Annotated in this window: 7 protein-coding genes; 3 read left to right on the top strand and 4 right to left on the bottom strand. The window is 68.0% G+C overall.

Features of this window, described 5'->3' with window-relative positions:
• Positions 1 to 10 precede the first annotated feature (10 nt).
• Entirely contained in the window at positions 11 to 1,294 is a 1,284-nt protein-coding gene (locus OV287_RS42080) for a hypothetical protein (protein WP_267539673.1), read from the bottom strand.
• Between the two features lie 573 nt (positions 1,295 to 1,867).
• Here OV287_RS42080 and OV287_RS42075 point away from each other — a divergent pair.
• Together OV287_RS42075 and OV287_RS42070 are read left to right on the top strand one after the other, a co-directional pair.
• The gene (locus tag OV287_RS42075; RefSeq protein WP_267539672.1) at positions 1,868 to 3,376 is read left to right on the top strand and encodes a hypothetical protein; all 1,509 of its coding nucleotides are present in this window, start codon (positions 1,868 to 1,870) and stop codon (positions 3,374 to 3,376) included.
• Between the two features lie 86 nt (positions 3,377 to 3,462).
• A complete protein-coding gene (locus tag OV287_RS42070) occupies positions 3,463 to 7,107 on the top strand; it encodes a S8 family serine peptidase (RefSeq protein ID WP_267539671.1) in 3,645 nt (1,214 codons plus the stop codon).
• A gap of 24 nt (positions 7,108 to 7,131) precedes the next feature.
• Here the strand turns inward: OV287_RS42070 and OV287_RS42065 are convergent, their stop codons facing one another.
• The 3 genes from OV287_RS42065 to leuS form a co-directional block, all read right to left on the bottom strand.
• Positions 7,132 to 7,635: a class I tRNA ligase family protein gene (locus tag OV287_RS42065; RefSeq protein ID WP_267539670.1), complete on the bottom strand. Its 504-nt coding sequence runs from the start codon at positions 7,633 to 7,635 to the stop codon at positions 7,132 to 7,134.
• A 74-nt stretch (positions 7,636 to 7,709) separates the two neighbouring features.
• On the bottom strand, positions 7,710 to 9,362 hold the full coding sequence (locus tag OV287_RS42060) for a formate--tetrahydrofolate ligase (protein ID WP_267539669.1): 1,653 nt from the start codon (positions 9,360 to 9,362) through the stop codon (positions 7,710 to 7,712).
• A gap of 173 nt (positions 9,363 to 9,535) precedes the next feature.
• Positions 9,536 to 12,022 carry a leucine--tRNA ligase gene (gene leuS / locus OV287_RS42055; protein WP_267539668.1) on the bottom strand — a complete coding sequence of 829 codons (2,487 nt, stop codon included), beginning with the start codon at positions 12,020 to 12,022 and terminating at the stop codon, positions 9,536 to 9,538.
• A 115-nt stretch (positions 12,023 to 12,137) separates the two neighbouring features.
• On the opposite strand from leuS, the gene OV287_RS42050 reads away from it, so the two are divergent.
• The gene (locus tag OV287_RS42050; RefSeq protein WP_267539667.1) at positions 12,138 to 13,016 is read left to right on the top strand and encodes a hypothetical protein; all 879 of its coding nucleotides are present in this window, start codon (positions 12,138 to 12,140) and stop codon (positions 13,014 to 13,016) included.
• The last annotated feature ends 18 nt before the right edge of the window (positions 13,017 to 13,034 follow it).

The following is a 13,034-nucleotide window of genomic DNA, read 5'->3' as shown; positions in this document are numbered from 1 at the left end:
GGGAGGGCGCCTAGGGTTGGCCCAGCATCGCGCGGCAGCCCGCGTCGTACATGTTCCACGTCACGCTGCCCTGCTCGAAACCACCGAGGAGGCAGGAGATGTTGAGCGTGGTGGCGGCGCTCACGTTGGTCACGCCCGGGTTGTAGGTGACGTAGATCAGCTCGTTCTTGTTGAGCGAGAGCTTGTCGTAGTTGGCGCGCAGGGTGAAGGCGGCCGTGCGCTGGTCGAGCACCTGCCCGGGCACCGGCGTGGTGTACTTGCGCACCTCGTTGAACAGCTCATCCTGGAGTCGCCGCTGGACGGAGGTCACCATGTTGGCGGGGTTGCTGCCGGAGGGCGCGAGGGGACCCCAGGTGCCGTTGGTCTGCTGGTATTCGAGCCGGAGGCCGCACGTGTTCTCCGCGCCACATGTCACGAGCTGCTCGAAGAAGGTCCGCACCTCGGTGTCCACGCACGAGTTGGCGTGATAGGCGGCGAAGATGCCCGCCCGCTCGAAGAGCACCTGCCAGTTCACGTAGAAGCGGGCCTGGCGGTTGATGTCCTGGGTCTTGATCTCCCAGTCGATCTTCGCCGTCAGGATGTGGTCCCACTGGCCGCCGGTGGCCATGAGGAACCGGAGATGATTGACCCAGCCGGGCAGGGTGGTCGCCTGGAAGGAGATGTCCTGGGCCACGACGCTGCCACTGGACGCGTTGGTGCTGGTGAAGCGGTACATCACGTTGGTGTCCAGGTCATACGGCTGGGTCGGATCCTGGCGGGTGAAGCACTTGGGGACAGGCACCTGGCGGATGGCGCCGCTGGGGGTGACGACCTCGATGAACTCGTGCGTGCACGCCACGTCGATGCGGCCAGTGGTCACCTCGTAGCCGGCGACCAGGAACCGGGTCTTCGCCTTGGAGGCCGGAGCGGGGGTGATGTACATGCCTTGCGCGCTGGCCTCGCTCTGGAGCTGCTGGAGCATGCCCAGGTCGCTGGTGGTGGAGAGCGTGCCGTTCAAGTTGGTCAGCTCCTGGTACGCGAAGAAGCCGGAGAACGGCGTATAGGCGTTGAGCTGGAAGCGCGGAACGGGGGAGGTGCTCAGCGGATACTGGACGGCCACGCCACCGCGGCGCGGGATGTAATAGACGAGCAATGGATCATCCGTGTCCGCCAGCAGCGTGAAGGCGTCCTGGACGATGGGCGAGAAGTACTGCGCCACGTTGCCGGAGCTGGGGGACATTGGCGCGGCGACGGCCTGCGTGGAGGAAACGACGGAGACCGCAGCCACTGCCGCGGACAGCAATGCCTTCTTCATGGGTTTGCCTTTCGGGTACGGCGCTGTCTGTGTCTGCCCGGAGCCGGGCACCTATCCATTCACCCAGACGCATCGCGGAAAAGCAGGTGAAAAGTGTCTTTTCGGTAAGAACTGGAAGAATGCGTGGGGAGGTTGGAAAGTTTTCGCGAAGGCGGAAAACTCGTTAAACAGATTTTACTGGAGGTTCGTTGGAACTTCGCGTATTGTGCGTTTCGTCCCGAGGAGCGGCCTGTCGTGTGTCTTGTGCGCCCTCGTGTGTGTCAGTCCATTCGTGTGTTCGCTGTGAATGCTTTCCGGCGGCGTCGGGTCTCCTGTCTGGTTTGCTGTGAGGGAGTCCAGGTCTCACGGGTAGTCCAGCTATTTCAGATCTGCGCCTGACTTCACCCGGGTTTCTGGGGGAGCAGGGGCAGATGGTACGGGTTGGCGGCTCGTGACCTCCTCCCCCAGAGGGTCGCGCCGAGCGATTCCCCCCGCCAATGCGTCGTCAGTCGCCGTGGCAGTGGCAGTCGCAGGACCCCGCGGCTCTCGTCCGTGAGAGCAGGGGTATGTCCATTCATTGGGAGGGAGTCCGACATGATGCCGTCTTGGAGCAAGGTGTTGTTGAGCGCGGCCGCTGGGGTGGGGTTGCTGGCGGGCTGTGGGGGGCCGAGCGAGCCGGGGGCGCGGAATGACTCGTCTGAGCTCGGGACGCTCGGCCAGAAGGTGCTCCCGGCCTGTCCCTACAGCTCTCCCATCATCGACATGGACAAGTCGTTGGTGATTCGGGATCTCTCCGTGGTGAACGATGCCTGTCGCACCCAGTTCAGCGGCACCACCGCGTCGAACTGTGCGACCAGCTCCAGGGGCAAGTGGTCCTTCGGCTATCTGATGTCGCAGATCGCCGGCAACAGGGACGTGGTGGGGACCTCGGAGTTCGTGCTGAACTGGCTCAGCACGTGGCAGACCGACCAGGTCATCAATGGCCATCAGGTGCTCGCCCGCGGCGGTATCACCAACCGGCTCATCAACACCTGGCGGACGAAGAGTGGCTGCGCGTTGACCGGTCCGTGCACGCTCGACTTCAACCAGGCGCCCTTCCGGCTGCTGGCCATCGTCAACCGCCTGGACCTGAGCGCGGGCGCCTACGGCTCCTCCAGCCCCGGCGAGATGCGCTTCGTCTTCGGCTTCGTCGATCTCAACAAGCTCAGCGACACGGTCTCGAACAACGGCGCCATGAAGGGCACGGTCATCTTCGAGTACAAGCTCACCCAGCACAACGACTCGTTCGGCTGGGCCTATGATTGGCACGACCTCGCCTCGTACTCGTTCGGCGATGCCTACAACAACAGGCTGGAGTGGCTCACGAACCGGGTGACCACCTACAACCCGTCGGTGATCCCCGGCGGCTCCGCCATCAGCCAGGTGCGCACCAACGAGCTCGAGTTCGACACGGCCTCGCTCGCGAACCGGACGTGGGAGCTGCGCGAGCAGGTGCGCGATTGCACCTCGGGGACGTGCATCCTGCGGCCGGACACCGTCAAGCTGACGCCCGACAGCCGGTACAACAAGAACGGCGAGGAGCAGGCGGATCCCGCCTATGCGGGCCTCCTGGATGCCTACCTCCTCAACAACGCGTCTCTCATCGACCAGGAGAATCTCGCCACCCTGCCGGCGCACATGATCGGCGGAGCCTCGCGGTCCAAGGGCGCGCTGGGTCAGCAGCTCGTGTGGGATCTGTCCCTCGAGGCCCAGAGCAGCTACGAGCCGAATGGCGGCACCTTCAAGACGTCGACCCGGCACTCGTTCGCCCTGCAGACCTGTGGCGGCTGCCACTACGCCGAGACGGGGACGAGCAACTTCCACGTCGCCCCGCGCGGCGTCAACCAGATGACCCAGCTCTCGCCGTTCCTGGCGGCCTCCGGCTCCGACGCGCTCTTGCCCAACGCCAGTGAGACGTCGAAGCCGCTCTACTACGCCTCTCCCACGGATCCGGTGGACGGTGAGGTGCGTCAGTACAACGATCTGTGGCGCCGCAAGTGTGAGATGCAGCGGCTGCTGCACTTCGATCCGAACCCCCTCTTCAAGCCGAGCGGCGCCCACTAGCGCGGAGCAGTGCCAGTCCCGGCCATCCGCTTCAGGGGTGGCCGGGCTCTCACCACGGAACGTCGTCGAGGAGAAGGAACACCGTCATGTTGGACAGCGTTCGCAAGGGGCAGGTGGGGCCAGCGGCGGGCCTCGTGGGCCTGACCGTACTGTTGCTCGTGTTGCAGGGGTGTGAGAGGCCGGAGGCAGCCGGGGAGAAGGGGTATGTGGAAGGGGAGCTGCTGGTGCGTTTCCGGGAGCCGGCCCTCACGAGCGCTCAGTCCGCGCTCCATTCCGTCTGGGGCGCGGAGGTCGTTCATTCCTACGAGTCCATACCGGGCCTGCAGGTCATCCGACTGCCGGAGGGGGCGGACCTGGAGCAGGCGCTCGCCGCCTACCGGAAGGACCCGCGCGTGCTGCAGGCCGGGTACAACGCCGTCTACTCCAGCGACAACGTGGCGCCGGTGGTGCCGGACGATCCGCTCTTCGGGAGCCTGTGGGGCCTGAAGAACACGGGACAGGATGGGGGCGTGGCGGGGGCGGACATTGGCGCCACCCAGGCCTGGAGTCTCACGACCGGCAGCGAGGAGGTCGTCCTGGCGGTCATCGACAGCGGCCTGGACTACACCCATCCGGACCTGGCCGCCAATGTGTGGGTCAACCCCGGGGAGATCGCGGGCAACGGTCTCGATGATGACAACAACGGCTACGTGGACGACGTGCACGGCATCAACGCCATCACGGGCACGGGCGATCCCATGGATGACGGCAACCACGGGACGCACGTGGCGGGCATCCTCGGCGCGGTCGGCAACAACGAGGCGGGCATCTCCGGCGTCAACTGGAAGGCGAAGATCGTCGCCTGCAAGTTCCTCGACAAGTCGGGCAACGGGACGGAGGCGAACGCGCTCAAGTGCATGGACTACCTGCTGCGCCTGAAGCAGCGCGCGCAGAACCCGGTCAACATCGTCGCGACCAACAACTCCTGGAGCTGCCGGTTGCGCACCTGCAACTCGGAGCTGATGCGCTCGGCCATCCTGAAGCACCAGGAGGCGGGCATGTTGTTCGTGGCGGCCGCTGGCAACGTGAACGCCAACATCGACAGCGCCGAGAGCTGGCCCGCCAAGTACCAGCTGCCGAACATGCTCGTGGTCGCGGCCACGGACCGGAAGGATGCCCGGTGGAACCTGTCGAGCTATGGCCCGCACACCGTGCACCTGGCGGCTCCGGGCGTGGACATCGTCAGCACGGTGCCGGGCAATGCCTACCGCAGCTTCAACGGCACCTCGATGGCCTCCCCGCACGTCGTGGGGGTCGCCGGTCTGCTCGCGGCCCAGGAGCCCACGCGGGACTGGAGGGCCATCAAGAACCTGCTGATGGCCGGGGCGCGGCCGGTGCCGGGCCTGTCGGGCGTCACCATGACCGGCCGGCGGCTGCGCGCCTGGGGCCCCGACGGCAGTGGCGCGCTCAATTGCGAGAACCAGATCGTCACCCAGCGGCTGAGCCCCCTGGCGACCTCCGGCCGCGTGGCCACCGTCGTCGGGTTTCCGCTCCCCATCTCCGTGCTGAACATCCGCTGCGCCGAGCCCGCGGGGGCGGTCTCCGTGAGCGTCGCGGGCCATGCGGAGTCGCTCGTCTCCCTCTCCGATGATGGGCAGGGAGGAGATCTGGCGGCCGGTGACGGGGTCTACTCGGGACACTTCGCCCCGGCCCGGCCGGGCACCTATACGCTCACCTTCCCGGGAGGCGAGGTGCTCACCGTGGATGTGCTCAACCCTTACGTCCCCGCGGAGACCCGGCCGTTCACCTACGAGGCGATGACCGGGGCGAACATCCGCGTCGACGGCGCCAGCGACGAGACGACCAGCGTCATCCCCGTGCCGTTCCCCATCCGCTTCGCCGATGTGTCCTCCGGGTTCTCCACGCTCTACGTGAACAGCAATGGCTACATCGCCTTCGCTCCGGTCCCGTCCGCCTCGGCCAACTCGCCGCTGCCCTCCACCTTCTTCCAGACGGCGATCCTTCCCCTCTGGCAGAACCTGGAGGTGCCGGGCGTGGAGCCCTCGGGCCTGTATTACGAGACGCTGGGCACTGAGCCGAACCGGAAGTTCGTCATCGAGTGGCGTGACGTGGCCATTGCTCCCATCTTCCCGGTCCAACCCCTCAAGTTCCAGGTGGTGTTCTTCGAGAACAGCTCGGACATCGCGTTCAACTACGCCCAGGTGTTCTACGGCGACCCGGACTACCCGGAGCTCGACAACGGGGGGAGCGCCACGGTGGGTATTCAGCTCCTGCCGACGGTCGTCCAGCAGTTCAGCCACATGGAGCCCGTCCTGACGGATGGAACGTCCCTGCTGTTCAGGACCGTTCCGTCGCCGAACGTGCCGGTGGTCACCGCCCCGGCCGTCACGAACGGGCCCCCGGCTGAGGGGCGTCCCGTCTCCGTCCAGGCCTCCTTCAGCGTGGCCAACGGGGAGGATGGTCCCTGGAAGATCGAGTGGAGCTGCCACTACGACGGGGTGGCCTTCGTGCCCGAGCAGGAGTCCTTCGCCTCGGTGCAGGGGAGCGTCAGCCACGCGTGTGACTCCTTGAGCCAGGGGGACTACCGGGTGGCCCTCCGGGTCACCGGCCAGTCCGGCGAGGCCTCGCCGGTGCAGTGGACGGCCTTCACCGTCGCCGATGTCAGCCCGAAGGTCCTCTCGTTCACGGCCACTCCGTCGAGTGGAAACGTGCCCCTGGTGGTGGACTTCTCGGTGAGTGCCACGACGGGGGCCGCGGATGGCACGACCGAGCCGGTGGTCGGCTATGCGTGGGATTTCGAAGGAGATGGGACCTTCGAGGAGACGGCGGTTTCCACGGCCCGGCACACGTACCCGGGGAGCGGCACCTTCACGGCCAGGGTTCGGGTCCTCGACAGGGACAGTCACACCGAAGCGGAGGTGCAGGTGGTGGTGGGGGCCATGGCCAACAGGCCGCCCACGATCGACTCGAGTCCCCCCAACCAGACGGCCTGGTGTGGCGCTCTGTACACGTATCAGCTCGTCGCGTCGGACCCCGACGGGGACACGCTGTCCTTCTCGTTGCTCCAGCCTCCCTTGGGCATGACGATCAACGCCTCCACGGGGCTGATCCGTTGGACTCCCATCGGCCTGCAATGCGGGTGGAAGAAGGACAACTTCCACACCATCAAGGTCCAGGTCTCGGATGGCCTGGGGGGGGTGGACACCCAGGAGTTCTCGGTCAATGCGCGCACCCGGGCCGTCCTCACGGTGCCGCAACTCGTGGAGCCCGTGGGGGATGCGCTCGCTGGGTCCACGCCCCTGACCTTCACCGTGCTGAACGTTCCCCATCCCACGGAGGAGCCGTTCACCTATGACTTCGAGTTCCTGGATGTCACGGAGGGGGACAGGGTGGTGCACGCGCTCCTGGGCATCCAGGAGCAGCCGGACGGGAGGACCTCCGTGACGCTTTCCGGCGAGCAGCTCGTCCAGGGCAGGCCCCTGGCCTGGAGGGCACGTGCCGTTTCGGTCACGGAGGGCGCGGGGGAATGGTCGGCGCCCCTCCGCTTCCTGCTCCGCGAGCAGGAACCGGGGAAGGGTCAGCCCCTCGTCCCGGAAGAGGGAAGGGCGGGGTGCGGTGCGATGCCGGGGGCGTCCGCTCCCTCCCATCTCCTGCTACTGCTCGCGCTGACGGGTGTCACTCGCTGGCGGCCCCGCCGGGGCCGTGGCGCAGGCGGTGGAGTGGGGGGTTGAGGCCGCCCCCACCCCAGCCCGTGTTCAGCCCACCACCAGGTTGATGATGCGGCCGGGCACGTAGACGAACTTCTTCTCCGTCTTGCCCTGGGTATGGGCCAGCACGTTCGGGTCGTTGGTGATGGCGGCGCGCACGTCCGCCTCGGTGGCGTCGCGGCGCAGCTTCACCTTGCTGCGCAGCTTGCCGTTCACCTGCACACCCATCTCGACGACGTCGTCCACGGTGAGGGCCGGGTCGTAGGTGGGCCACGGCTCGTAGGCCAGGCTCTTCGTCCCGCCCAGCCGCTCCCACAGCTCCTCGGCCAGGTGCGGCGCGAAGGGCGACAGCAGGAGCGCGAACGTCTTCGCCGTCTCGAGCGGCACGCGGGGAATGTCGGCGAGCCGGTTGGTGAGGATCATCAGCGCGCTCACCGAGGTGTTGAGCCGCAGCGCCTCGATGTCCTCGCCCACCTTCTTCACCGTCTTGTGCAGCAGGCGCAGCGTCTCCTCGTCGAGCGTGGCCTCCGCGGCCCCTGGCTCCTCGCGCACGAAGGCCAGCGTGTTCCAGGCGCGATCCAGGAGGACTCCTCCCCGGCGGGGAGCTTCTCCACTCTGCCGGCGTCCTACTCTCCCTGCATCAGCCCGGTAATCCGGCCATCGCCGTGGACGACGATGCGGCGCGCGGACGGCTCTCGGGGGAGGCCGGGCATGGTGAGGAGCTCCCCCGTGAGCGCCACCAGGAAACCTGCGCCCGCCGACAGCCGCACCTCGCGCACCGTCAGGGTGAAGCCTCGGGGCCGGCCCTGCTTCGCCGGGTCGTCCGACAGCGACAGGTGCGTCTTCGCCATGCACACCGGCAGCCCCGCCCCGCCCAGCGCGCGCACCGCCTCCAGGTCCTTCACCGCCCCCGGTGTGAATGCCACGTCATCCGCGCCGTACACCGTGCGCGCGATGGCGCGAATCTTCTCCTCGGGCGGCTGCTCCAGCGTGTAGAGGAATCGCGGCTTCGGCGGCGCCTCGTCCGTGGCGTCGAGCATCGCCAGCACCGCGTCCGCGAGTTCCAGCGCGCCCTCGCCACCGCGCGAGAAGCTGTCACATACCGCGATTCCCACCCCTCGCGCCTTCGCGAACGCCCGCAGCTCGTCCAGCTCCGGCTCCGAGTCTTGTGGGAATCGATTCACACACAGCACGGCCGGCAGGCCAAATGCCGCCACCGACTCCAGGTGCTTCTCCAGATGGTCGAAGCCCCGCGCCAGCGCTTCGCGGTCCGGCTCGGCCACCTTCGCCAGCGCCGCGCCCCCGTGGTACTTGAGTGCGCGCAGCGTCACCACCACCATCACCCCCCGCGGCCACAGCCCGGCACTCCGGCACTTGATGTCGAGGAACTTCTCCGCGCCCAGGTCGAAGCCGAAACCCGCCTCCGTCACCACCTCGTCCGCGTAGGTCAGCGCCAGCCGCGTGCCCACCACCGAGCTGCACCCGTGCGCGATGTTGCCGAAGGGCCCCGCGTGCACCAGTGCCGGTCCCCCCTCGCGCGTCTGCGCCAGGTTGGGCATCAGCGCGTCCTTCAGCAGCGCCACCATGGCCGCCGCCGCCTCCACGTCCTTCGCCCGCACCGCCGAGCCATCCGGTGCCTGTCCCACCACGATGCGGCTCAGCCGTGCCTCCAGGTCCTGGAGGTTCCCGGCCAGCGCGAGGATGGCCATGACCTCGCTGGCGGCGGTGATGTCGAACGCCGTCTCGCGCGGCACGCCGTGCGCCCTGCCGCCCAGCCCGACGATGACGTTGCGCAGGAACCGGTCGTTCATGTCCAACGCGCGCCGCCAGCGCACGCGCGTGGACTCCAGCGCCACCGGGTGGCCGTAATAGACGGTGTTGTCCACCAGGGCCGCCAGCAGGTTGTGCGCGCTGGTGATGGCGTGCAGGTCTCCTGTGAAGTGCAGGTTGATGTCAGCCGCGGGCTCCAGGCTGGCCTCGCCACCACCCGTGCCGCCCCCCTTCACGCCGAAGACAGGTCCGAGCGACGGCTCGCGCAGCGCCGCCACCGCGCGTCGGCCCCGCCGCCGCAGGCCCATGGCCAACGCCACGGACATCGTCGTCTTGCCCTCGCCCGGCGGCGTGGGGTTGATGGCGGACACGAGCACCAGCCGTCCCTGGTGCGAGCGGCGGTCGAGTGCCTCCAGAGACACCTTGGCGCGATCGCGCCCCCACGGCAGCACATCCTCTGGAGAGAGGCCCAGCTCGGCACCGACTTCGGCGATGGGACGCAGTTTCATGCCGCGGACTCTCGGTGCCCGGGCGTCCCCGGTCAACGCTCACGAGAACGAGTCGTCTGACACCTCTGAGGAGGCTGCTCGCGCTGACGGGTGTCACTCGCTGGCGGCCCCGCCGGGGCCGTGGCGCAGGCGGTGGAGTGGGGGGTTGAGGCCGCCCCCACCCCAGCCCGTGTTCAGCCCACCACCAGGTTGATGATGCGGCCGGGCACGTAGACGAACTTCTTCTCCGTCTTGCCCTGGGTATGGGCCAGCACGTTCGGGTCGTTGGCGATGGCGGCGCGTACGTCCGCCTCGGTGGCGTCGCGGCGCAGCTTCACCTTGCTGCGCAGCTTGCCGTTCACCTGCACACCCATCTCGACGACGTCGTCCACGGTGAGGGCCGGGTCGTAGGTGGGCCACGGCTCGTAGGCCAGGCTCTTCGTCCCGCCCAGCCGCTCCCACAGCTCCTCGGCCAGGTGCGGCGCGAAGGGCGACAGCAGGAGCGCGAACGTCTTCGCCGTCTCGAGCGGCACGCGGGGAATATCGGCCAGCCGGTTGGAGAGGATCATCAGCGCGCTCACCGAGGTGTTGAGCCGCAGCGCCTCGATGTCCTCGCCCACCTTCTTCACCGTCTTGTGCAGCAGGCGCAGCGTCTCCTCGTCGAGCGTGGCCTCCGCGGCCCCTGGCTCCTCGCGCACGAAGGCCAGCGTGTTCCAGGCGCGATCCAGGAAGCGCCGAACGCCAGTGACGCCCTGGGTCTGCCAGGGCTTCACCGCCTCGAGCGGGCCCATGAACATCTCGTACACGCGCAGCGAGTCCGCGCCGTGCTTCTGGACGACGTCGTCCGGGTTGACGACGTTGCCGCGCGACTTGGACATCTTCTCGTTGTTCTCCCCGAGAATCATGCCCTGGTGGACGAGCTTGCCGAACGGCTCGGGGTGCGAGACGACGCCGCAGTCGAAGAGCACCTTGTGCCAGAAGCGCGCGTACAGCAGGTGCAGCACGGCGTGCTCGGAGCCGCCGACGTACAGGTCCACCGGCATCCACGCGTCATAGGCCTCCTTGGAGAAGGCGGCCTGCGTGTTGTGCGGGTCGATGAAGCGCAGGTAGTACCAGCACGAGCCCGCCCACTGGGGCATGGTGTTCGTCTCGCGCGCGTACCACTTGCCGTCCTTCTGGAAGAAGCGCCAGTCGAGCGCGCGTGACAGCGGGCCCGCGGGGTCGTCCGAGGGCTTGAAATCCTCCAGCTCGGGCAGGCGCACGGGCAGCTCGCTCTCGGCCACTGCGATGGGCTCGCTGTAGCGCACCGTGTGCGGATGCTTGCGCGGGTCCGTGGAGCCGGGCGGCAGGTCCACGGGGAAGTAGACGGGGATGGGCTCGCCCCAGTAGCGCTGGCGGGAGAAGACCCAGTCGCGCAGGCGGTACTGCACGCGGCGCGTCCCCAGCCCCTTCTGCTCCAGGTGGGAGATCATCGTCGCCTTCGCCTCGGGCGTGCGCTGGCCATCGAGGAACCCCGAGCGCACCGCCACGCCCTCCGCCGTGAAGGCCTCGGTCCAGGCGGCGGTGTCGTGGAGCTGGCCGTCCGGCGAGACAACCTCCACCACCGGCAGCCCGAAGGCCCGGGCGAACTCGAAGTCGCGCTCGTCGTGCGCCGGCACGCTCATGATGGCGCCCGTGCCGTAGGAGCCCAGCACGAAGTCCGCCACCCAGATGGGCAGCCGCGCCCCGGAGATGGGGTTCAGCGCGTAGGCCCCGGTGAACTCGCCGGTCTTCGTCTTGGTGAGCGCCGTGCGATCCATATCGCTCTTGCTCACCACCGAGTCGCGGTAGGCGAGCACCTTCTGCCGGTGCTCCGGAGTGGTGAGCGCCTCGAGCAGCGGGTGCTCGGGGGCGATGACCATGTACGTGGCCCCGAAGAGGGTGTCCGGGCGCGTGGTGAAGATGCGCAGCTTCTCGCTGCGGCCCTCCAGCGCGAAGTCCACCTCGGCGCCCTCGCTGCGGCCAATCCAGTGGACCTGCTTCTCCTTCGTCTCCGGCCAGTCGAGTCCCTGGAGCTCCTGCTCCAGCCGGTCCGCGTAGGCGGTGATGCGCAGCGTCCACTGCCGCAGCGGCAGGCGCACCACCGGGTGGCCTCCGCGCTCGCTCTTGCCGTCGATGACCTCCTCGTTGGCCAGCACGGTGCCCAGTACCGGGCACCAGTTCACCGGCAGCTCCGCCTGGTAGGCCAGCCCGCGCTCGAAGAGCTTGAGGAAGATCCACTGCGTCCACCGGACGTAGGCCTCGTCCGTCGTCGCCAGCTCGCGCGACCAGTCGTACGAGAAGCCCAGCGACTTGAGCTGTCGCTTGAAGGTGGCGATGTTCTTCGCCGTCGTCTGCGCCGGGTGGGTGCCCGTCTCGATGGCGTGCTGCTCGGCGGGAAGGCCGAACGAGTCCCAGCCCATGGGGTGGAGCACGTCCACGCCGCGCATGCGCTGGAAGCGCGCCACGATGTCCGTGGCCGTGTAGCCCTCCGGGTGGCCCACGTGGAGCCCCGAGCCGGACGGGTAGGGGAACATGTCGAGGATGTACGCCTTGGGCCGGCCCGGATGACGCCGGGCCTCGAAGGTCTTCTCCTGCTCCCAACGGGTCTGCCACTTGGGCTCGATGGCCGAGGGATCGTACTTGGGACGCTCGGTAGACATGGCGGCGGTGTGTAGCACGTGCCTCGGGGCGCCGGTGGCTCCGCCCTGTCACCCGGGCCCCGGTGCCGCCCGGGGATTCTTGACATTTGAGACTGTCTCGTAATTCCATGAGAACATGCGAAGCCATCTATTCACGATTTGCACTGTTGCTCTGGTGTCCTCCGCGTGCGGAGGCGAGGCGCCCCTCGAGGAGGGCGCGACGGCTGGCGAGGCGGTCGCGACGCGCGAGCAGGCGGCCTACTCGGGAGTGAACGGCACGTACTGTCTGGAGAGCCCGTTCAACTGCAAGCTGCGGGAGTCCGGCGGCAACCGGGTCGAGACCAACGATCCCGCCGATGACCTCTGGGGCATCATGACGGGCATCGCCATCCGCGATGGTCACGGCAACATCCTGGGCACCAACACCCGGACGAGCGCCCAGTTCAACCATGGCCAGACGCGCACCTTCGCTGGCGAGCTCCATGCGTTCGCGGTGTCGACCTCGAACTCGAGTGCCGGGTGGCTGCCGATCTCGGCCATCTACGGGCGGACATCCTTCGAGCAGAAGGTGGGGCACGTGTCGGCGCTGGGCTCGGGGCTGGCCAAGCTGGGTTGCTACGCCGTGCGCAACTGGCATGACACCACCCTGGAGCCCAAGAAGGTGGTCTACGACAGCACGTCGAGCAACGAGCGCGCGGGCGACTACCTGCCGCTGGTGCGCGCCAATGGCAAGCGCTCGGCCAACCTCGCCTTCAACGTGCCGGGCTTCGGCCTGGGCGGCCCGGCGGTGGACCACTGGCCGGCGGGCACGAAGTTCCAGCGCCTGGACGTGCCGACGGATGGCGGCGCCCCGTCCATCGACATTCCGCTCTGGGTCGCGGACAGCTCTGGCCGCTACCGCGTGCAGTCGGGGACGATGAAGTTCATTTACGGCTACGTCATCGCCGCGACCACCACCAAGCGCAACGGGTGGATGGCGTACGACGCGCTCGAGGTCAGCTCCGGCTGCCCGTGAGCCGCTGAAGCTCGCTGC

The organism is Archangium lansingense (genome assembly GCF_026626635.1).
GTDB lineage: Bacteria > Myxococcota > Myxococcia > Myxococcales > Myxococcaceae > Archangium > Archangium lansingense.
Note: the sequence above shows the minus strand (reverse complement) of the source record. Positions and strands in the feature narration are given on the sequence as shown.